18 protein-coding genes are annotated in these 19,799 nt (G+C 70.1%); 10 read left to right on the top strand and 8 right to left on the bottom strand.

All coding sequences use genetic code 11. The features are described from left to right. Positions 1-8 precede the first annotated feature (8 nt). Together purF and FHY05_RS07560 are read left to right on the top strand one after the other, a co-directional pair. On the top strand, positions 9-1,466 hold the full coding sequence (gene purF, locus FHY05_RS07565) for an amidophosphoribosyltransferase (protein WP_183943768.1): 1,458 nt from the start codon (positions 9-11) through the stop codon (positions 1,464-1,466). 5 nt (positions 1,467-1,471) lie between these two features. Next, entirely contained in the window at positions 1,472-2,179 is a 708-nt protein-coding gene (locus tag FHY05_RS07560) for an SDR family NAD(P)-dependent oxidoreductase (protein WP_183943767.1), read from the top strand. Between the two features lie 147 nt (positions 2,180-2,326). Here FHY05_RS07560 and FHY05_RS07555 read toward each other — a convergent pair whose 3' ends face one another. After that, positions 2,327-3,538, bottom strand: a complete 1,212-nt coding sequence (locus FHY05_RS07555; RefSeq protein ID WP_183943766.1) for a cyclopropane-fatty-acyl-phospholipid synthase family protein — start codon at positions 3,536-3,538, stop codon at positions 2,327-2,329. A gap of 10 nt (positions 3,539-3,548) precedes the next feature. Further along, the gene (locus FHY05_RS07550; RefSeq protein WP_183943765.1) at positions 3,549-4,889 is read right to left on the bottom strand and encodes a deoxyribodipyrimidine photo-lyase; all 1,341 of its coding nucleotides are present in this window, start codon (positions 4,887-4,889) and stop codon (positions 3,549-3,551) included. A 447-nt stretch (positions 4,890-5,336) separates the two neighbouring features. Between FHY05_RS07550 and hisI the strand changes: the two genes are divergently transcribed. From hisI to FHY05_RS07530, 4 genes are read left to right on the top strand one after another with little or no spacing between them, the layout of a single operon-like run. Then, complete coding sequence (gene hisI / locus FHY05_RS07545) at positions 5,337-5,717, top strand: phosphoribosyl-AMP cyclohydrolase (protein ID WP_183943764.1); 381 nt, start codon at positions 5,337-5,339, stop codon at positions 5,715-5,717. Beyond that, positions 5,714-6,217, top strand: coding sequence for a hypothetical protein (locus tag FHY05_RS07540; RefSeq protein WP_183943763.1), 504 nt, complete (start codon positions 5,714-5,716; stop codon positions 6,215-6,217). Before hisI ends, FHY05_RS07540 begins: the two co-directional genes overlap by 4 nt. A 50-nt stretch (positions 6,218-6,267) precedes the next feature. Beyond that, positions 6,268-6,699: a MerR family DNA-binding transcriptional regulator gene (locus FHY05_RS07535; protein ID WP_183943762.1), complete on the top strand. Its 432-nt coding sequence runs from the start codon at positions 6,268-6,270 to the stop codon at positions 6,697-6,699. A gap of 4 nt (positions 6,700-6,703) precedes the next feature. Beyond that, positions 6,704-8,506, top strand: a complete 1,803-nt coding sequence (locus FHY05_RS07530) for an acyl-CoA dehydrogenase C-terminal domain-containing protein (RefSeq protein ID WP_183943761.1) — start codon at positions 6,704-6,706, stop codon at positions 8,504-8,506. A 419-nt stretch (positions 8,507-8,925) separates the two neighbouring features. On the opposite strand, the gene FHY05_RS07525 is transcribed toward FHY05_RS07530, so the two are convergent. The 3 genes from FHY05_RS07525 to FHY05_RS07515 all read right to left on the bottom strand — a co-directional run bounded on the left by FHY05_RS07525 (position 8,926) and on the right by FHY05_RS07515 (position 12,558). Then, positions 8,926-10,200, bottom strand: coding sequence for a cell wall hydrolase (locus FHY05_RS07525; protein WP_311732404.1), 1,275 nt, complete (start codon positions 10,198-10,200; stop codon positions 8,926-8,928). A gap of 73 nt (positions 10,201-10,273) precedes the next feature. After that, positions 10,274-11,194: a cysteine synthase A gene (cysK, locus tag FHY05_RS07520; RefSeq protein WP_183943760.1), complete on the bottom strand. Its 921-nt coding sequence runs from the start codon at positions 11,192-11,194 to the stop codon at positions 10,274-10,276. After that, complete coding sequence (locus tag FHY05_RS07515) at positions 11,191-12,558, bottom strand: MFS transporter (RefSeq protein WP_183943759.1); 1,368 nt, start codon at positions 12,556-12,558, stop codon at positions 11,191-11,193. The genes cysK and FHY05_RS07515 overlap by 4 nt, the downstream gene beginning before the upstream one ends. Before the next feature lie 114 nt (positions 12,559-12,672). Between FHY05_RS07515 and pdhA the strand changes: the two genes are divergently transcribed. After that, positions 12,673-13,743 carry a pyruvate dehydrogenase (acetyl-transferring) E1 component subunit alpha gene (gene pdhA, locus FHY05_RS07510; protein WP_183943758.1) on the top strand — a complete coding sequence of 357 codons (1,071 nt, stop codon included), beginning with the start codon at positions 12,673-12,675 and terminating at the stop codon, positions 13,741-13,743. A 1-nt stretch (position 13,744) separates the two neighbouring features. Further along, entirely contained in the window at positions 13,745-15,187 is a 1,443-nt protein-coding gene (locus FHY05_RS07505; protein WP_183943757.1) for a pyruvate dehydrogenase complex E1 component subunit beta, read from the top strand. A gap of 187 nt (positions 15,188-15,374) precedes the next feature. Here FHY05_RS07505 and FHY05_RS07500 read toward each other — a convergent pair whose 3' ends face one another. From FHY05_RS07500 to FHY05_RS07490, 3 genes are read right to left on the bottom strand one after another with little or no spacing between them, the layout of a single operon-like run. Then, the gene (locus FHY05_RS07500) at positions 15,375-16,028 is read right to left on the bottom strand and encodes a TadE/TadG family type IV pilus assembly protein (protein WP_311732403.1); all 654 of its coding nucleotides are present in this window, start codon (positions 16,026-16,028) and stop codon (positions 15,375-15,377) included. Then, positions 16,025-16,603 carry a TadE/TadG family type IV pilus assembly protein gene (locus FHY05_RS07495; protein WP_183943756.1) on the bottom strand — a complete coding sequence of 193 codons (579 nt, stop codon included), beginning with the start codon at positions 16,601-16,603 and terminating at the stop codon, positions 16,025-16,027. The genes FHY05_RS07500 and FHY05_RS07495 overlap by 4 nt, the downstream gene beginning before the upstream one ends. Continuing rightward, positions 16,600-18,513 (bottom strand): pilus assembly protein TadG-related protein, encoded by a 1,914-nt coding sequence (locus FHY05_RS07490; protein WP_183943755.1) that lies wholly within the window; start codon positions 18,511-18,513, stop codon positions 16,600-16,602. Before FHY05_RS07490 ends, FHY05_RS07495 begins: the two co-directional genes overlap by 4 nt. 52 nt (positions 18,514-18,565) lie before the next feature. Between FHY05_RS07490 and FHY05_RS07485 the strand changes: the two genes are divergently transcribed. After that, the gene (locus tag FHY05_RS07485; protein ID WP_311732402.1) at positions 18,566-19,246 is read left to right on the top strand and encodes a squalene/phytoene synthase family protein; all 681 of its coding nucleotides are present in this window, start codon (positions 18,566-18,568) and stop codon (positions 19,244-19,246) included. A 66-nt stretch (positions 19,247-19,312) separates the two neighbouring features. Beyond that, the gene (locus FHY05_RS07480) at positions 19,313-19,774 is read left to right on the top strand and encodes an EF-hand domain-containing protein (RefSeq protein WP_183943754.1); all 462 of its coding nucleotides are present in this window, start codon (positions 19,313-19,315) and stop codon (positions 19,772-19,774) included. Positions 19,775-19,799 lie beyond the last annotated feature (25 nt).

The raw sequence follows: 19,799 nt of genomic DNA, 5'->3' as shown, positions 1-19,799 counted from the left end.
CTCCGCACATGCTGACCACGAACCCGTTCGACGACGACCATCTGCACGAGGAGTGCGGCATCTTCGGCGCCTCCGGCTCCGAGGGCGCCGCGGCGCTGGTGGCGCTGGGGCTGCACGCGCTGCAGCACCGCGGCCAGGAGGCCGCGGGCATCACCAGCTTCGACGGCCACGACTTCCACACCCACCGCGCGATGGGCCATGTCGCGGGCAATTTCGACCGCGACGACATCATCCGCGCGCTCGCGGGCGAGGTGGCGTGCGGGCACGTGCGCTACTCCACGACGGGCGAGACCGCGCTGCGCAACGTCCAGCCGCTCTATGCCGAGCTCCAGTCGGGCGGCTTCGCGATCGCGCACAACGGCAACATCTCCAACGCGATGCGGCTGCGGCGCGAGCTGGTGCGGCGCGGCTCGATCTTCCAGTCGACCTCGGACACCGAGACGATCATCCACCTCGTCGCGACCAGCCAGTATCGCACGCTGCTCGACAAGTTCATCGACGCGCTCAAGCAGATCGAGGGCGCCTATTCGCTGATCGTGATGACGCCCGAGGGCATGATCGCGTGCCGCGACCCGCTCGGCATCCGCCCGCTCGTGATGGGGCGCCTCGGCGACGCCGTGATCTTCGCCTCGGAGACGGTCGCGCTCGACGTGGTCGGCGCCGAGTTCGAGCGCTCGGTCGAGCCGGGCGAGCTGGTGATCGTGCAGAACGGGCAGGTTCGCTCGATCCGTCCCTTCGCCAAGCTGGCGGCGCGGCCGTGCATCTTCGAGTGGGTGTATTTCTCGCGCCCTGACTCGATCGTCGACGACCACTCGATCTACTCGGTGCGCAAGGAGATCGGGGCGCAGCTCGCGATCGAATCGCCGGTGGAGGCGGATCTCGTCATCCCCGTGCCCGATTCGGGTGTGCCCGCCGCGATCGGCTATGCGCAGCAGTCGGGTATCCCGTTCGAGCTCGGCATCATCCGCTCGCACTATGTCGGGCGCACCTTCATCCAGCCGGGCGACAAGGTCCGCCACCTCGGCGTCAAGCTGAAGCACAACGCCAATCGCGCGCTGATCCAGGGCAAGAAGGTGGTGCTGATCGACGATTCGATCGTGCGCGGCACCACCAGCCTCAAGATCGTGCAGATGATGCGCGAGGCCGGCGCGGCGGAGGTGCACATGCGCATCGCCTCGCCGCCGACGCGGCACAGCTGCTTCTACGGCGTCGACACGCCCGAGCGCGCCAAATTGCTCGCGGCCAAGCACGACCTCGGCGGGATGACCGACTTCATCCACGCCGACAGCCTGGCCTTCGTCTCGATCGACGGGCTCTACAAGGCGCTGGGCGAGAGCCACCGCGCCGACATCCGCCCGAAATATTGCGACGCCTGCTTCACCGGCGACTATCCCACCACGCTGACCGACCATGACGAGAGCAGCGCGGTCGACCAGTTCGCGATGCTGGCCGAGCGGGTGAACTGAGCATCGTGAGCAAGCCACTGACGGACAAGCTCGCGCTGGTCACCGGCGCGAGCCGCGGCATCGGCGCCGCCACCGCGATCGCGCTCGCCGCGGAGGGGGCGCACGTCGTCCTCACCGCGCGCACTGCGGCGGGGCTGGAGGAAGTCGAGCAGGCGATCTTCGACGCCGGCGGTTCGGCGACGATCGCGCCGCTCGATCTCGCGCAGAGCGACTCGATCGCGCGGCTCGCCACCGCGATCGGCGAGCGCTGGGAGGCGCTCGACGTGCTGGTGCTCAACGCCGCGATGCTGGGTTCGCTCGCCGCGGTGCCCGCGATCGACGCCAAGGAACTGGCGCAGGTGCTGACGCTCAACGTCTCGGCGCAGGTGGCGATGATTCAGGCGTTCGACCCGATGCTGCGGCGCTCGGCGGGGGCGCGGGTCATCGGGGTGACCTCGTCGGTGGCGCGCACGCCGCGCGCCTATTGGGGCGCGTATGGCGCGTCCAAGGCGGCGTTCGAGACGCTGCTCGAGGCCTATGGCGACGAGATGGCCGAGGTGAGTAAGGTGCGCGTCGCGGTGCTCGACCCGGGCGCGACGCGGACCAAGATGCGCGCGCGGGCGTACCCGGGCGAGGACCCGGCGTCGGTCAAGCCGCCCGAGGCGGTCGCGGCGCGGATCGCGGCGCTGGCGAGCGACGGGTTCGAGCCGAATCACCGCGAGCGGGTGGGCTAGTCGGCGGCGCTTCGCGGGACCGTCATCCGGGACTTGATCAAGGACTCGATCCCCCGGGCGAGTAGCGTTCGCAGGACCAGCTGAGCCATGGCTGCCAGATCAAGTTCGGGATGACGGTTGAGTGCGGAGCGGCCGCGTCACCGCCTGTTACTCTTTGATCAGCGTGACCTGCAGCACGTCGATGCCTCCGCCGCGGAACCCGCCCTCGCAGTACATCAGATAGTAACGCCACAGCCGCTGGAACCGCTCGTCAAATCGGGCCGGCAGCCGCCCCTCGGCGGCGACGCGGTCGAAGCGGCGGCGCCACTCCAGCAGCGTCTCGGCATAGTCGAGGCCGAACCGCTCCTCGTCGTGCCACGCCAGCCCGTGCGCCGCGGCGATCGCCTTGAAGCGGCTGACCGACACCAGCGACCCGCCCGGAAAGATGTAGCGCTGGATGAAGTCGACGCCGCCGGCATAGGCATCCCACACGTCGTCCGCGATCGCGATGAGCTGGAGCGCGGCGCGGCCGCCGGGGCGCAGCACGCGCGCGAGTGTCGCGCAATAGGCCGGCCAATAGTCCGGGCCGACCGCCTCGACCATCTCGATCGAGGCGACCCCGTCGTACACGCCGGTGACGTCGCGATAGTCGCACAGCGCCACGCTGACGCCGGGCAGCGCGCCTGCGGCCACGTGGTCGCGCTGCTCGGTCGAGAGCGTCAGCGCGTGGACGCCGACTCCCGCCGCCGCCGCGGTCGCCGCGAACGAGCCCCAGCCGCAGCCGATCTCGAGCACGCGCTGGCCCGCGCTCGCCCCCGTGCGCGCGAGGATCGCCGCCAGCTTGCGCCGCTGCGCGGCGGCGAGCGGCTGGTCCGGCGCGTCGTAGCGCGCACTCGAGTAGGTCAGCGTCTCGTCGAGCCACTCGCGATAGAAGTCGTTACCGAGGTCGTAGTGAGCCGCCACGTTGCGGCGCGCGCCGCCGCGATCGTTGCGGCGCAGGCGATGGACGAGTCGCGCCGCCAGCTTCGCGCCGCGTTTGGCGCGCGCGACGTCGCCCAGGGCGGCGCGATTGCGCATGAACAGGTCGAACACGGGCACCAGATCGGGGCTGGTCCAGTCGCCCGCTTCCCAGCCCTCGTACCAGCCGATCGAGCCCGCGCTGACCAGACGCCACAGGGCGCGCCAGCGCACCACGCGCACCGCCGCGAAGGGGCCGGGCTCCTGCCCGCCGAGCAGGCGCCGCGTGCCGTCGGGCAGCTCGGCCTCGATCGCGCCCGTCACCAGGCCGCGGTCGACGCGGTCGAGGATGCGGTGGAACAGCGGCGCCACGATCCGGCTGCCGAGATCGGCGGGGGGAGGGCGGGTCGTCGCGGCATCCATGCCGCGCCGCCTATCGTACCTTCTTACCCGCCGCCAGCGCGCGTTCGCGTGCCTCGCGATGGCCGATCAGCATCGCGGGATAATCGTCGGGGCGGCGGCCCGCCGCCTCGGGATCGTGGATCGCGGCGTCGGGCAGATGCTTCAGCTCGGGCACCCAGCGGCGGATATAGTCGCCCGCGGCGAACTTCTCGGACTGGCCGATCGGCGCCATGATCCGGCTGAACATATTGGCGTCCACCCCAGTCCCGGCGATCCACTGCCAATTGACCGAGTTGTTGCCGTAATCGGCGTCGACGAGGCAGTCCCAGAACCAGCGCTCGCCCTCGCGCCAGTCGATCAGCAGGTGCTTCACCAGGAACGAGGCGGTGATCATGCGCACGCGATTGTGCATCCAGCCGCTCTGCCACAGCTGGCGCATGCCGGCGTCGACGATCGGATAGCCGGTGCGCCCGCGCTGCCACGCGCGCAGGTCGGCCCGCGCCGTCTTGCCCTCGCGCCACGGCAGCTTGTCGTAGCGATCGCGCCCGTTGGCGTCGGCATAGGCGGGCAGTGCGAGCACGACGCCGTCGGTGAAGTCGCGCCACGCCAACTCTTTGCGGAAGGTGATGTCGTCCGCTGCGGTGGCGTGCCAGACGGTGCGCGGCGATATCTCGCCGAAGTGCAGGTGCGGTGAGAGCCGCGACGTGCCCGGGTCGCTCGGGAGGTTGCGGCGCTCGTCATAGCCTTCGAGCGCGAGGTGCTCGACCTTCCTGAGCGCCTCCTCCTCGCCGGGCGTCCAGTCGAACCCGCCCGTCCAGTCGGGCGCGGTTGGCAGCAAGTGCCAGTCGCGAAGCGAGTCGCTCTTGGGCCAGGTCCCGGGCGCGGGGATATCACGCGGTGCGGCGAGCGGCTCCGCCGGCGGCAGGTGCGGCTGGAGCCCTTTCCAGAAAGACGAATAGATGCGGTAGGGCGCGCCACCGCCGGTGGTGACGTCCTCGATCCGCGCCAGATGATTCCCGTCATAGAGGCAGAGCCGCTCGCCCAGCACCCGCTCCGCGTCGCGCCACCACGGCTCGTAGTGGCGGATCGCGTGGACCCGCTCGGCCCCCGTCTCGTCGAGCAGCGCGGCGAGCACCTCGGCCGCTCTGCCGCGGCGAAGGATCAGCCGGCTCTGCTTTCTCTCCAGCGCCTTGCTGAGGGAGGCGAGGCTGTGGTGCAGCCACCAGCGCTGCGCCTTGCCGATCTTCCACGCGCCGGGCGCCTCGTCGTCGAGCACATAGACCGGGATCACCGCGCCGGCGTGCGCGGCGGCGACCAGTGCCGGCTGGTCGTGGAGGCGGAGGTCCTGGCGCAGCCACAGCAGGTCGGTCATGGCTGGGTTACGTTCCAGCACTCACGCTGGTTCCTGATCCAGATCGAGCGAGCCTCCGTCACGCTGTGCTCCCAGCGTCGTACCCCAGCGACGGCCGTGGCGCAGGTGGGTGGCTCCGGTGCGCGAGGGGACGCGCGCCATCACCTCTGGCAGGTTGCCTCGGCGAGACGAAATCGTCCTCCCGCGCCGGTGGGAGCCGAGGAGTGCCGCGCGCCGCGAGCCGCTGCTCCGCCCAGCCCTGGGTCCCGCGCTCGCGGGCAACCAGCGGCAGGACGAGTGGGAACGAAGCCGGCGAACGCGACCTGGCAGCAGGAGCTGGCCGGACCGCTCAAGTATGCTCGACCACGTCGGGTTCTGCCTAACGCCCGGGCGTGCGGAGCTGAGCGTCGGCGGCGCGATCCATATCCTGGCTTCAAACCGGCAGCGTCTCCATCTACGCGATCCCACATGACCGACGCGCGCGAGACTGGCACCGACTTCCTCCCCAAGTTCGACTCGGCCGGGCTGGTCACCGCGGTGGTGACCGATCGCACGACCGGCGAACTGCTGATGGTGGCGCACATGGACGCGGCCGCGATCGACGCCACCCGCGCCACCGGCGAGGCGACCTTCTTCTCGCGCAGCCGCGGGCGATTGTGGAAGAAGGGAGAGACCTCGGGCAACGTGCTGCGCGTCGCCGAGATGCGCGTCGACTGCGATCAGGACGCGCTGTGGCTGATCGTCGATCCCGCCGGCCCGGCCTGCCACACCGGCGCGCGCAGTTGCTTCTACCGGCAGGTCGCGCTCGGCGCGGCGCACGACGAGGGCGCGCTGAGTCCGCTCGCGTGACTCGGCGCGCGCTCGGGCTCGCGGCGCTCCTGCTCGCCGGCTGTGAGCGGGCAGTACCGGCTCCGTCCGCCAATGCTTCTGACGGCGTCGCCCTGGAACGGGCGGCGAGCGCGGCAGGGCTGATCGCGGCGCCGGCGCGCGAGCGGCCGGTCGGCGTCTTCGCCGCGGAGACGGCGCGGCTCTGCCTCGTACCACGGCGGGACGGTGCGCTGCGCGCGGGCGCCAGCCTCGACTACGGCGCCGGTCAGCGCTGCGTCGCGCGCGGTGACGCGCGCGCGGACTCGGCGCTGACGGTGGACTGGGGCGGCGGCTGCACGGTCGTGCTCCGCTATGACCGCGACGCGCTGGTCTTCCCGACGACGCTGCCCGCGGCCTGCGACTCGCGGTGCACCGGTCGCGCCTCCATGGCCGGGCTGCGGCTCGAGCGGCTGAGCGAGTCGGTCGCCGAGGCGAGCCGCACCCGCGGCGCTGACGGGCGACTGCTGTGCGGCGACGGGTGAGACGAGCCAGCTAGTTGACGTTCACGTAAAGGGAAGCTACCCCGCGGTTCATGAGCGACCTTCTCGACGCGTCTGCCGCTTATGCCGTCGTGCCGCCGCGCGCGGATCGCGATCATTTCACCATCACCGATCTCTCTGCCGAGTTCGGTGTCACGCCGCGTGCTCTGCGCTTCTACGAGGACGAGGGGCTGATCGCGCCCGAGCGGCGCGGGATGGTGCGGATCTACTCGCACCGCGATCGGGCGCGGCTGGCGTGGATCCTGCGCGGCAAGCGCGTCGGCTTCAGTCTCGCCGACATTCGCGAGATGATCGACCTCTACGACGTCGGCGACGGCCGGCAGAAGCAGCGCGCGGTCGCGATCGAGCGCTGCCGCGAGCGCATCGCCGCGCTCCAGCAACAGAAGCACGATATCGACGCCGCGATCACCGAGCTGGCCGAGTTCCTGACGGTGGTCGAGGGTGGCAAAGCCAAGGAAAGCTGAGACGATGCCGCAGTATATTCCCCCCGTCCGCGACACCCGCTTCGTGCTGGAGCAGGTGATCGGGCTCGACCGCTACGCCAACGTTCCCGGCTTCGCCGCCGCCACGCCCGACACGGTCGAGGCGGTGCTGGAGGAGGGCGGCCGCTTCGTCGCCGAGGTGTTGTTCCCGCTCAACCAGTCGGGCGACCAGGAGGGCTGCACGCGCCACCCCGATGGCAGCGTCACCACGCCGAAGGGGTTCAAGGAGGCGTACCAGCAGTTCGTCGCGTCGGGCTGGGGCACGCTGAGCGCGCCCGACGCGTTCGGCGGGCAGGGGATGCCGCACGTCGTCTCCACCGCCTTCCAGGAATATATGATCTCGGCGAACATGGCGTTCGCGATGTACCCCGGCCTCGCGCACGGTGCGATCGCGGCGCTGGTGGTGAAGGGCAGCCCCGAGCAGCAGCGGAAGTACCTGCCCAAGATGGTGTCGGGCGAGTGGGGCGGCACGATGAACCTCACCGAGCCGCAGTGCGGCACCGACCTCGGGCTGATCCGCACGCGCGCCGAGCCGCAGGCGGACGGCAGCTACAAGATCACCGGCACCAAGATCTTCATCTCGGCGGGCGAGCACGACCTGACCGACAACATCATCCACCTCGTGCTGGCGAAGACGCCGGGCGCGCCCGACAGCTCCAAGGGCATCTCGCTGTTCGTGGTGCCCAAGGTGCTGGTCGAGGACGACGGCTCGCTCGGCGCGCGCAACGCGGTGACGTGCGGCTCGATCGAGCACAAGATGGGCATCCACGCCAACTCGACCTGCGTGATGAACTATGACGGCGCCACCGGCTGGCTCGTCGGCGAGGAGATGAAGGGGCTCGCCGCGATGTTCATCATGATGAACGCCGCGCGGCTCGGCGTCGGACTCCAGGGGCTCGGTGTCGCCGAGACCGCGTACCAGAACGCGGTCCAGTACGCGAAGGACCGCCGCCAGGGGCGCGCGCTGACCGGGCCAGCCGAGCCGGGCGAGAAGGCCGACACTCTCTTCGTCCACCCCGACGTGCGCCGCATGCTGATGGAGGGGAAGGCCTGGACCGAGGGGCTGCGCGCGCTGTGCCTCTGGGGCGCGCTCCAGGCCGATCTCGAGCATCACGCCCCCGACGAGGCGGAGCGCCAGCTCGCCGGCGACCTGCTCGGGCTGCTCACGCCGGTGATCAAGGGTGTCGGTACCGATCGCGGCTATGAGATCGCGACCAACGCGCAGCAGGTCTATGGCGGGCACGGCTATATCGCCGAGTGGGGCATGGAGCAGTATGTCCGCGATGCACGCATCGCGATGATCTACGAGGGCACGAACGGCGTCCAGGCGATGGACCTGGTCGGGCGCAAGCTCGCGCTCAACGGCGGCCGCGCGGTGCAGGCGTTCGGCAAGCTGGTGCTGGAGGAGATCGCGGCGGGCAAGGCCGAGCCGGTCACCGCCGATCTCGCCGCGCGGCTGGAGAAGGCCGCGGGCGAGCTCCAGGCGGCGACGATGTGGTTCCTCGCCAATGGCATGAAGGACCCCAACAACGTCGGCGCCGGCGCGGTACCGTACATGCACCTCGTCGGCGTGGTCGCGGTCGGGCTGATGTGGCTGCGCATGGCGGGCGCGGCGGCGCGACTCAAGGCGGAGGGGGCGGGCGACACCGCCTTCCTCGACGCCAAGCTGGTCACCGCCCGCTTCTTCGGCGAGCGCGTGCTGCCCGAGGCGGGCGCGCTGCGCCGCAAGATCGAGGGCGGTGCGGAGGCGATCATGGCGCTGCCGCCGGAGATGTTCGCGGCGGCGTGAGGCGGCGGTGCTGCGCATGAGCGGGAGCGGGTGATCCCGCCCCGCTGGCGGCGGGTGCGGGCTTCGCCGTGCGCCCGGGCAAGCCGAGATCGAGTGCGGGGCGCACCATCTCGCCTATGCGGGCAAGCCGTCAGCGCTGACGAAGGGGGGCTGCGCCGACGGGCCGGTGTGTTCGGAGGCGAGCTGCCTCCGCACCGCGCGGCAGGCGCGGTCCGTCTCCCCGCGGACCGCGACGATTGATGCGCATCTCTCGCTGACCCTGCGGCGGGTCGTCGCGAGGGCGCCCGAGGGGCCTGGTGTGTAGCCGTGTTCCGGCGGGAGCCGGAACCCAGAGCCAAGCAGAGCGACCCATGCTGGCGCACGTACCTCTAGGCTCCCGCACGCGCAGGAGCGCAGCAGGGTACCGCGCGGCGGCGTCTTCAGGAAAGGGGCTTCGGCGTGAGGGTGTTCGCGGCGGCGCCAGCATCAGGTCGGTCCGGCCTCGCCTGCGCGGGGCGCGACTCACCGGAGGCTCCCGAAGGAGAGAGGCCTCGCACACCCGGTCCCTCGCGCCGGCGCACGCCGTCGAGCGGTTCCGGCCCCGACGGCAGCGCCCCCGACGGCGGCGCGAGCTGCGACACCGCCTGGCGGCGCATGCACAGCCCCGGACCGGTGCGCGGGAACTCCTTGCAGTTCCACAGCATCCGCTCGATGCCCGCGTCCTTGTTGCGGAGGTAGCTGAATGACATCGCCGCGATCTGCGACGGCGTCATCGTCGCGCTCCCCGGCAGCTGCGCGCGGTCGGTCCAGCCCATGAACTTGCAGCGCGCGCGCTCGCCGCATGCCGCGCGCGCGGCGTCGACGTAGCGCTCCGGCGAGTCGCCGCCCAGCAGCACCGCGAAGGCGTCGTCGTCGCCCGCCAGCGGAGTCGCCGCCGACGCCGGGGTGCCCGCCTCGGCGAGCGAAGGGGCCACCGCGGCGGTCACGGAGTCCGCCTCGGCCAGCGCGCCGCCCAGCTGATGGGCGGGCGACACCGGCGCGAGCGCGGCGATCACCGGCTCCGCGCTCGAGACCGTGCGGCGGAAAGCGGGGGGCGTGCCCCACCATCCCGTCCAGCGGAAGAACAGATGGGTGTGGACCTCGGCGATCTTGTCGAGGCTGGAGCTCCAATAAGGCACCACCCAGTCGGTGTGATAATGGGTCGCGTAGCCGACCTTCTTCTCGACCTTGCCCGACAGCGCGTCCGCCGCGACCTTGCGCGCGCGATCCCAGGCCGGCGCGCTCGGATGCCGCGCCAGCGCCCCGTCGCAGGTGAAGGTGAACTGGCAGCCGGTGCTGCGCTCCGACCCCTGGAACACCACGCCGCACACGGTCTTGGGAAAGGCGGGATGGCGCAGCCGGTTGAGCACGACCTGCACCACCGCGCGCTGGCCGGCGGGATCGTCGCCCGCCTCGTACCAGGCGGCGGCGGCGAGACAATCGGTCGCGCGCGCCAGCGCCGCCGCGTCACCGGCGAAGCGGAACGGCTGCGCCGCGGGCTTGGACCCGCGCACGAACGGGATGCCGGCGTTGTAGGCGCGCGCCTCCTCCGCGGTAAGGTCCTGCAGCTCGACCGGCTCGACCTCGGGCAGCTCGGTGGGCGGCGCGACCCGTTGGGACGGGCGCACCTTGGCCGCGATCGCGCGCGGCACCGCGGGTGTGCGCTGGATCACCACCAGCGGGCCGGCGATCGCCAGCAGCGCGATGCCGCCGAGGATCGCGCCCGTCCGCGTACCGACGCCGCCCAGCTCAGTTCTCCGGCAGGAAGTCCGGCACCGAGAGGTAGCGCTCGCCGGTATCATAGTTGAAACCGAGCACGCGCACGTCGTCGGGCAGGTCAGGCAGCTTCTGGAGGATCGCGGCGAGCGTCGCGCCCGAGGAGATGCCGACCAGCATGCCCTCCTCGCGCGCGGCGCGGCGCGCCATGTCCTTGGCCACCGCGGCGTCGACCTCGATCACGCCGTCGAGCGCCTGGGTGTGGAGGTTGGCGGGGATGAAGCCCGCGCCGATGCCCTGGATCGGGTGCGGCCCGGCCTGGCCACCCGAGATCACCGGCGAGGCCTGGGGCTCCACCGCGAACACCTTCAGGTGGGGCCACTCCTTCTTCAGCGTCTCGGCCACGCCGGTGATGTGGCCGCCGGTGCCGACGCCCGTGATGATGACGTCGATCGGCGAGTCGCGGAAATCGTTCAGGATCTCCTGCGAGGTGGTGCGGACATGGACGTCGACGTTGGCGGGGTTCTCGAACTGCTGCGGCATCCACGCGCCCGGCGTCTGCTCGACCAGCTCGAGCGCGCGCTCGATCGCGCCCTTCATCCCCTTCTCGCGCGGGGTGAGATCGAACTGCGCGCCGTAGGCGAGCATCAGCCGGCGGCGCTCGAGGCTCATGCTCTCGGGCATGACGAGGATCAGCTTATAGCCCTTCACCGCCGCGACCATGGCGAGGCCGATCCCGGTGTTGCCGCTGGTCGGCTCGACGATCGTACCGCCGGGCTGAAGCGCGCCCGACGCCTCGGCCGCCTCGATCATCGCCAGCGCGATGCGGTCCTTGATCGAGCCGCCGGGGTTGGATCGCTCGGACTTGATCCACACCTCCGAGCCCGGGAAGAGCTTGCGGACTCGGATATGCGGCGTGTTGCCGATCGTCTCCAGGATGGTCTGGGCCTTCATGGCTGCGCTACTCCGTGCTGGGGTTCGGTCTCTAGCATCTCGGGCGGGTCAAAGGTCCGCGCGTTCTTGAGTTCCGGGAACAACCGCGACCACAGTAGCGTGATCGCGATCGCGCCGACGCCGCCGAACACCACCGCGCCGACGGGGCCGAGCAGCGACGCCATCAGCCCGCTCTCGGCCTCGCCGAGCTCGTTGGACGCCGAGATGGTGAGCTGCGACACCGCGCTGACGCGCCCGCGCATCGAATCGGGGGTGTGGAGCTGGATCAGCGAGCTGCGGACATAGACCGAGACCATGTCCGCCCCGCCGGCGACGATCAGCCCGACGAGGCTGAGCAGGAAGTCGGTCTGGAGCACCGGCAGCCCAGCGCGCAACGCGACATGGGTGATGCCGAGCGCGTCGGTCACCTGCGTCGCCACCCCGAAGGTGAGGATCCCCAGGCCGAAGACGATCACCGAGGCGAGCATCTTCACCCCGACGTTGCGTCTCATGGGCCGGAACGAGAACCAGATGGCGGTGCTCGCCGCGCCGATGCCCATGCCCGCCGCCAGCACGCCCAACCCGGAGGCGCCGACGTGGAGGACGTCGCGCGCGAAGATCGGCAGCAGCGCGGTCGCACCCGCCAGCAGCACCGCGAACAGGTCGAGCGTGATCGCCGCGAGCACCAGCCTGTTGCGGCGGACGTAGGCGAAGCCGTCGAGGATGCGCTGGAGCGGGCGGCGGTCCTTCTGCGCGGGCGGCTGCGGCACCTTGCCGATCAGGAACATCAGCCCGAGCGCGAGCAGCAGCAGCCCCGCGATCACGCCATAAGCGACATCGGGGTGGACCGCGTAGAGCAGTCCGCCGACGCTCGGCCCAGCGATCGTGCCGAATTGCCACGCGATCGAGGAGATCGCGATCGCGGTCGGCAGGCTCTCCTTGGGAACGAGATTCGGCGCGAGCGCGGAATAGGCCGGTCCCGAAAAGGCACGCGCGATACCGATCAGCACGGCGGACACGAAAAGATACGGGAGCCCCAGCTGCCCGGACCAGGTGAGCAGCCCCAGCGTCGCGGCGTTGAGCACCAGCAGCGCGGTGGTACCGCGCACGATCCAGCGCCGGTCGACCGTGTCCGCCACCAGCCCGACGACGGGCGTCAGCAGGAACAGGGGGATGAACTGCACCAGCCCGATCATGCCGAGGAGAAAGGCGGCGTCGCGTATGTCCATCGTCTGGCGCGCGAGGCCGTAGACCTGCCAGCCGATGATGATCGCTTGCGCGCTGATCGCGATCGTGCCCGCGAAGCGCGCCAGCCAGTAGGCACGGAAGTTGGCGATGCGCAGAGGGTGGCGCGGCGCGGCCGGCGGGTCGATCGGGGCGTGCATCGGAGCAGCGGCCTAGACCTGCGCTGAAACCCTTGCAACCCGGTGGGGTTTGCAGTCGGACGCGACCCGCGCCTATAGGCCCCCATCTCCCCAAGGAATGAGGTCCTGTCCATCGTGGCAAAAGCCCCAGCACGCAGCCCGGCACTCGCCGGCGACACGCCCCCCGCCGACCCGACGAAGACGAATCGCGAGCGCCCGTCGGACCCGCGTCCGTACGAGGCGAGCAAGGAAGAGCTGCTCAAGTTCTACGAGGACATGCTGCTGATCCGCCGCTTCGAGGAGAAGGCCGGGCAGCTCTACGGCCTCGGCCTGATCGGCGGCTTCTGCCACCTCTACATCGGCCAGGAAGCGGTCGCGGTCGGGCTCCAGTCGGCGCTGACCGACGCCGATTCGGTGATCACCGGCTATCGCGACCACGGCCATATGCTGCTGTGCGGGATCCCGCCCAAGGACGTGATGGCGGAGCTGACCGGGCGTCAGGCCGGCATCTCCAAGGGCAAGGGCGGCTCGATGCACATGTTCAGCGTCGAGCATAAGTTCTACGGCGGCCACGGCATCGTCGGCGCGCAGGTGTCGCTCGGCGCAGGGCTCGCGTTCAAGCACAAGTACAGCGAGGACGGCGGCGTCTGCCTGGCATACTTCGGCGACGGCGCGGCCAACCAGGGTCAGGTGTACGAGGCCTTCAACATGGCCGAGCTGTGGAAGCTCCCGATCATCTTCGTGATCGAGAACAACCAGTACGCCATGGGCACCAGTGTCAACCGCGCCTCGTCCGAGGACCAGCTGTACAAGCGCGGCGAGAGCTTCCGCATCCCCGGCCTGCAGATCGACGGCATGGACGTGCTGGCGGCGCGCGGCGCGGCGGAGGAAGCGCTGGCCTGGGTGCGCGCGGGCAAGGGGCCGATCATCCTCGAGATGAAGACCTATCGCTACCGCGGCCACTCGATGTCCGACCCCGCCAAATACCGCTCGCGCGACGAGGTGCAGGCGGTGCGCGACAAGTCCGACCCGATCGAGGCGGTCAAGCGCGTCCTGAGCGAGACGCACGGCGCCAAGGAAGACGAGTTCAAGGCGATCGAGCAGCGCATCCGCAAGCAGGTCAACGAGGCGGCGGATTTCGCCGAGAGCACCCCCGAGCCGGATCCGGCCGAACTGTATACCGACGTCCTGGTGGAGAAGTATTGAGATGGCGATCGACATCAAGATGCCGGCGCTGTCCCCGACGATGGAGGAGGGCACGCTCGCCAAGTGGCTCGTCAAGGAAGGCGACTCGGTGAAGTCCGGCGACATCATGGCCGAGATCGAGACAGACAAGGCGACGATGGAGTTTGAGGCGGTGGACGAGGGTACCGTCGCCAAGATCCTGGTGGCGGAGGGCACCGACGGCGTGAAGGTCGGCACGGTGATCCTGCAGCTCGCCGGCGAGGGCGAGGAGGCGGGGTCGGCGGACTCGGCCGGTGCCGCCGCGACCAAGGACGATTCGCCGCGCGGCGACGCCCAGGCCGACGAGCAGAAGAAGCCCGACACGGTCGAGGATTCCGCGCACCCTGCGCAGGAGAAGGTCGACACCGGCGCGCGTCAGCTGTTCGAGGCCGCGGCGCACACGTCCGAGGTCAGCGATCCCGCGGTCCCTGAGGGCACCGAGATGGTCAAGCAGACCGTCCGCGAGGCGCTGCGCGACGCCATGGCCGAGGAGATGCGCGCCGACGCGCGCGTGTTCGTGATGGGCGAGGAGGTTGCGCAGTACCAGGGCGCCTATAAGGTGACTCAGGGCCTGCTCGACGAGTTCGGCGACAAGCGCGTGATCGACACGCCGATCACCGAATATGGCTTCGCCGGCGTCGGCACCGGCGCGGCGATGGGCGGGCTCAAGCCGATCGTCGAGTTCATGACGTTCAACTTCGCCATGCAGGCGATCGACCATATCATCAACTCGGCCGCCAAGACCAACTATATGTCGGGCGGCCAGATGCGCTGCCCGATCGTGTTCCGCGGTCCCAACGGCGCGGCGAGCCGCGTGGGCGCGCAGCATTCGCAGAACTACGGGCCGTGGTACGCCAGCGTTCCCGGCCTGATCGTGATCGCTCCCTATGACGCGGCCGACGCCAAGGGCCTGCTCAAGGCGGCGATCCGCAGCCAGGACCCGGTCGTGTTCCTCGAGAACGAGCTGCTGTACGGTCGCTCGTTCGAGGTGCCCAAGCTGGACGATTGGGTGCTGCCGATCGGCAAGGCGCGCGTGATGCGCCAGGGCAAGGACGTGACGATCGTGAGCTACTCGATCGGCGTCGGGCTCGCGCTCGAGGCCGCCGAGAAGCTGGCGAGCGAGGGCGTCGAGGCCGAGGTGATCGACCTGCGCACGCTGCGCCCGCTCGACACACAGACGGTGCTCAAGAGCCTCGCGAAGACCAACCGCCTCGTGGTGGTGGAAGAGGGCTGGCCGACCTGCTCGATCGCGTCGGAGATCGCCGCGGTGGTGATGGAGCAGGGCTTCGACGACCTCGACGCGCCGGTGCTGCGCGTCACCAACGAGGACGTGCCGCTGCCCTATGCCGCCAACCTCGAGAAGCTGGCGCTGATCTCCGCGGACAAGATCGTCGCCGCGGTGAAGAAGGTGACCTACCGGAAGTAACGGCGCCAGCCCCTCTCCTCGGCGTCCGCGGGGAGGGGCATCGCTCCCGCAGGATAGCGGACGACGCGGCGGCGCCTGGGTCTATCGCTGCCGTCCGGCACTCCATCATCCCGGACCGGGTCCGGGATGATGGGTGTTGTTGGCCGCTCCCTCCCGTTCGGCCGGGAGCGGAAAAGGGCCGGTCCCGCTACAATCCGTCCGCTGTCGTGCACTTGCTCTTCGCCGGGAACTGCGTGACGGGCGAAGGCGTCTGAAACTGCGTGCTGCGCGCGCGATAGGTCGCGGTGCGCGTGATGGCGGTGCCGAGATTGAGCCAGCCGAACGGCCGGCGGCTGATCAGCGGCTGATAGTCGTAGGTCACTTGGACGTGGAACAGGATCTCGTCGAGCGGCAGCGCGCGGCTTGCCGGCAGGTTCGCGAGCGCGCTCGTCTGCGCGCAGCCGAGCAGCGGCGTCGCCGCGACGTAATTGCCGTCGAAGCGCTGCCACAGGAAGCGTCTCTCGATCACGCCGTCGACGTCGTCGTCGGTGCCCTTGACGCTACTGATGATCACGCGGCCGTGATTGCGCAGGTCGAAGGGCTGGGCGGTGATGTCGATCGCGCTGAACAGGTCGTAGATCTGCTTCTCGCTCGCGCCGACCGAGCCGACGCCGCTCTGCGCGACCAGGTCCGCCGTCATCGAGGCGAGCCGCTGCGCGCGATTGTTCGCCATCACCCAATTGGCGAACTCAAGCCCGGTGAGCACGAACCCGAGGAACAGCGGCATCACCAGCGCGAGCTCGAGCATGGCGATGCCGCGGCGCTCGCGCGCGACACGGGCGAGGAGCGCGCGAGCGGTCACGAGGTACGGCTCACGGCTTCGTTGCGCACCACGGTGGTGGCGGAAAGATTGACCAGCGACCCCATCGCCCACTGCGTCCCGAGGAAGCCGAACAGCACCTTCTTGGGGTAGCGCACCGTGATGCTCAGCACGTCGCCGGCCCCGCCCATCGTGCCCGTGATCGGGGTAGCGGGATCCCATTTGCCGTTCCTGTTGCGATCGGTGAAGGTCTCGCCGAGGTCGTATCGGCCGTTGCCGTTGGCGTCGGCGTAGACCTCGGGATAGGCCGTGCTGAAGTCGGCGAACACGCGCGTGTCGATCGACATCTGCTGGCCGGTGGCGAGCGGGAAGCCGCTCATCGCCGCGGTGATGCTCTGGCGCATCACCGCGTCACGCGCGGCCTGGCTGTTGTCGACGCTCGCGGTCGCGATCCGCGCCGCCTCGATGACCGCGCCGTCCAGCACCATGCGCGCGACCAGCATATGGCCGAGCTCGATCGTGCCGCACACCGCACTGAGCACCGCGGGCAAGATCAGCGCGAACTCGATCACGGTCGCGCCGCGGCGGTCGCGGAGGAGGGAGATCGCGCGGATCATTGCGTGAGGTGGAGGTCGACGAGCTCGGCGGCGACGTTCTGGAACGCGGCGTTGAGCTGGGTGGCGTTGGTGGTGCGATACACGCGGCCGGGTGCACAGGCGTCGAACGCTGAGCTGATGTCGGCGCTGTTGGCCACGAGCGCGATGATATAGACCTGCGGGGCGTTATCTTCGCGCTGGATATTCGCGCACGTCTTGGCGAACCGCCGCAGCATCTGCGTCTTGACGACGTTCGGGTCGTCCGACGTCGACAGCGTCTTGTCGGACCAGCGACCATACCAGGTGAAGGTGCGATCGATATAGCCGTTCTGGTTCTGCCCGACCTCGTTGATGCCGTCGGTCATGAACACGATCGCGCGGCGCGGCTTCTCCGCGGTCAGGCCGAGCGGTCGCGGGCGCAGGAACACGTCGTCCCGCACCAGCAGCCGGTAGGCCCAGAGCAGGCCGGCGTGGTGGATCGTGCCGTTCGCCGGGTAGATCGCGGCGTTCGAATCGCGGATGTAGTTCGTGTAATCGGTCTTGGGCCGGTTGTAGAGCGGCAGCATCGCCTCTTCCGGGCACTGCCAGTTGGGGCTCTTGCCCGGCGTGGTGTTCTGCGAGCCATTGTCGGTGATGCCGCCGTTCGGGTTCACCTTCGAGGTACCCGGCGTCGACGCCCACTTGGTGTAATAGTTGGGGATCCGCTTCCAATCGACGTACCAGTTGGTCGAGGCGCGGTCGCCGGTGGTCGGGTCGTAATAGCCACCCTTGGGGTTCGCGAGCCGAATGACGTCATCGTCGCTCGTGGCGCCGCCATCGTTGAGGCCGATATAGTAATCGTACAGCCACGACCGGTAGGCAGCGCTGTTGGCCAGGTAATCGCCGCCGGCGTCGCCGTAGGATGTGGTGTCGAGCCGATAAAGATTGTTGCTCGGCTCGCTAGAGTAGATGTTGTAGAAGTCCCCCGCCTTATTGGCTTTCTGCGCGGCGGTCGCGGCGCTGGAGGCGAGCGCGGGCACGTACATCGGCGGGATGAAATAGGGCATGACGGGCTTGTTGTTGCCGCCCTCGCCCGGCAGCGTGCGCGTGACGTCCCACGCGCCGGGCTCGGACACGGTCCGGTCTGCGCTGAGGTCGCGCACCGTCGTGTCATTCATCACGCAACCCTTCCAGTAATAAGGGTTGGTCGGCCACGAACCGTAGCTGCTCGCCTCCGTGGCGGTGTTGAACCCCTGTACCTGCGCCACCGCGCCAGACCGACGCGCCAGCAGCAGGTTGCCGACGTTGACGGTGATGTCATAGGGCACGAAGCCGAGCGCGAGGTCCTTGCGCTGCGTGCCACCCTGGAAGAGGATGTCGACGAAGCTGTTGGCGGCTTCCTTGAGCGCGGTGATGCGTGTCTTGCCGTTCGACAGATAGTCTTTCATCGAGCCGGTGTTGTCCATGACCACCATGACCTCGAGCGTGCGTGGCTGCAGCTCGGCCTTGGCGACCGCGCGCATCGTCACCGAGCTGAAGCCGAACAACCGCATGAACGACATGTCGAGCGTGGCCGCGGCGTTGACGGTGGTGACGTTGACGCCGTTGACCACCGCGAAGGTCGGCGTGACGGTGACGTTGGTGGTGCCCATGTACGCGGGCGAGCGCGGAAAATTACCGTCAAAGTAGGAGTCGACCTGCTTGGTCCGGCTGTTGGGGCTGGTGTCGGTGACGCCGAAGGCGCGCGCGCCGGCCAGCGCGGCGGCGTCGACGCCGGCTTGCAGCTGCGACTTGACGATGTACATGCGCCCGGCGTCGATCGCACTGCCGAGCGAGCCGATGCCGACGATCAGCCCCGCGGCCATGATGCCGATCGTCGAGCCGCGCCGGTCACGCACCAGGGCCGCGAGGCGCGGGCGGAGCGACGGGAACAAGCGGGAATGGCTGCGCATCTGATACCTTCCGGTCCGCGGGCGGCGCGAACGAGGGGGGGCGAGCGTTAGCGTGATCAAGGTTGATAATTCGCGAACGCTGCCCGGGGCGACGACGGAGCGCGCGCTGGCGCTCAGCTACGCTCCCGCGGACGCGCGCGACGGCCTCGCCGCGCTGCTCGCGCTCGACGAGCGGCTCGGCGCGATCCTCCGCACCACGCGCGAGCCGCTGGTGGGGCAGATGCGGCTGACCTGGTGGTACGAGGCGCTGGAGGCGCTCGACCGCGCGCCGGCTCCGGCCGAGCCGGTGCTCGCCGCGCTGCGCGGCGCGGTGGTCGCGCGCGTGCCGGGCGCCGAGCTGGCGCGGCAGGTCGAGGGCTGGGAGGCCCTGCTCGAGACGCCGCTGACGAGCGCAGCGCTGGAGGCACATGCGAGCGCGCGAGGCGGCGGGCTCTTCGGCGCGGCGGCGGCTCTGCTGGGGGCGCCGACCGACGACACGATCGCGCGGGCCGGGGAGGGCTGGGCGCTCGCTGACCTGATGCGGCACCTCAGCGATCCCGTGCTCGCCGCCGCCGCGCGCGACGCCGCGCGGTCGCGATTGTCGGGCGCGCTCGACCGACGCTGGCCGCCGCGCGCGCGCGCGCTGGGGGCGCTCGCATGGCTGGCGCGACTCGATCTCACCGCGCCGACTCGGCCCGCGGGCCATCCGGCGCGCGCGGCGCGGCTGCTTTGGCACCGCCTTTCGGGGCGATAGCGGCGTACGCTTGCACACGCTCGGGGGCGGCCGATAGCCTCGCCGCACGTGGTGGGGAGATGACGCATGTGGCGGTATCTGGCGGGCGGCATGGCCGCCCTGCTGCTGGTGGCGGGTGGCTGGCTGATCGTCGGCGGTCAGGCGCATTCGGGCGCGCCGACCAGCGCTCCCCCGGCGGCGCGGCCGAGCGATACATCGGTGGCGTCCGCACCGGCACCCGATCTGCCCGAGGCGAGCGACGTCACGCGCGCGCACCGGCGCTTCGAGCGGTTCGATCGCGACCGCGACGGCAAGGTCACCCGCGCCGAATATCTCGAGCCGCGCCGTAAAGCCTTCGCCAAACTGGACCGGGACGGCGACGGCAAGCTCAGCTTCGACGAATGGGCGGCCCGCACCGTCGACCGGTTCGCCGCGGCCGATCGCGACCGATCGGGCGCGCTCGACGAGAAGGAGTTCGCGGCGACGGCGCCGAAACGCAAGCAGCGGCGCGCGAGCCCCTGCCCCGAACCGGCGCATGCCGACGATTGAGCGCGCGCTCTCGCCCGCAGTCGAC

It is taken from the genome of Sphingomonas sp. BK580 (genome assembly GCF_014194975.1).
Classification (GTDB): Bacteria; Pseudomonadota; Alphaproteobacteria; order Sphingomonadales; family Sphingomonadaceae; genus Sphingomonas.
This window is presented reverse-complemented; position numbering and strand designations above follow the sequence as displayed.

Coding starts and splice junctions, on each gene's coding strand:
- FHY05_RS07555 (WP_183943766.1), bottom strand. CDS start 3,538: ATGGATGCCGCGACGACCCGCCCTCCCCCCGCCGATCTCGGCAGCCGG.
- purF (WP_183943768.1), top strand. CDS start 9: ATGCTGACCACGAACCCGTTCGACGACGACCATCTGCACGAGGAGTGC.
- hisI (WP_183943764.1), top strand. CDS start 5,337: ATGACCGACGCGCGCGAGACTGGCACCGACTTCCTCCCCAAGTTCGAC.
- FHY05_RS07480 (WP_183943754.1), top strand. CDS start 19,313: ATGTGGCGGTATCTGGCGGGCGGCATGGCCGCCCTGCTGCTGGTGGCG.
- FHY05_RS07505 (WP_183943757.1), top strand. CDS start 13,745: ATGGCGATCGACATCAAGATGCCGGCGCTGTCCCCGACGATGGAGGAG.
- FHY05_RS07495 (WP_183943756.1), bottom strand. CDS start 16,603: ATGATCCGCGCGATCTCCCTCCTCCGCGACCGCCGCGGCGCGACCGTG.
- FHY05_RS07515 (WP_183943759.1), bottom strand. CDS start 12,558: ATGCACGCCCCGATCGACCCGCCGGCCGCGCCGCGCCACCCTCTGCGC.
- FHY05_RS07490 (WP_183943755.1), bottom strand. CDS start 18,513: ATGCGCAGCCATTCCCGCTTGTTCCCGTCGCTCCGCCCGCGCCTCGCG.
- FHY05_RS07535 (WP_183943762.1), top strand. CDS start 6,268: ATGAGCGACCTTCTCGACGCGTCTGCCGCTTATGCCGTCGTGCCGCCG.
- FHY05_RS07550 (WP_183943765.1), bottom strand. CDS start 4,889: ATGACCGACCTGCTGTGGCTGCGCCAGGACCTCCGCCTCCACGACCAG.
- cysK (WP_183943760.1), bottom strand. CDS start 11,194: ATGAAGGCCCAGACCATCCTGGAGACGATCGGCAACACGCCGCATATC.
- FHY05_RS07530 (WP_183943761.1), top strand. CDS start 6,704: ATGCCGCAGTATATTCCCCCCGTCCGCGACACCCGCTTCGTGCTGGAG.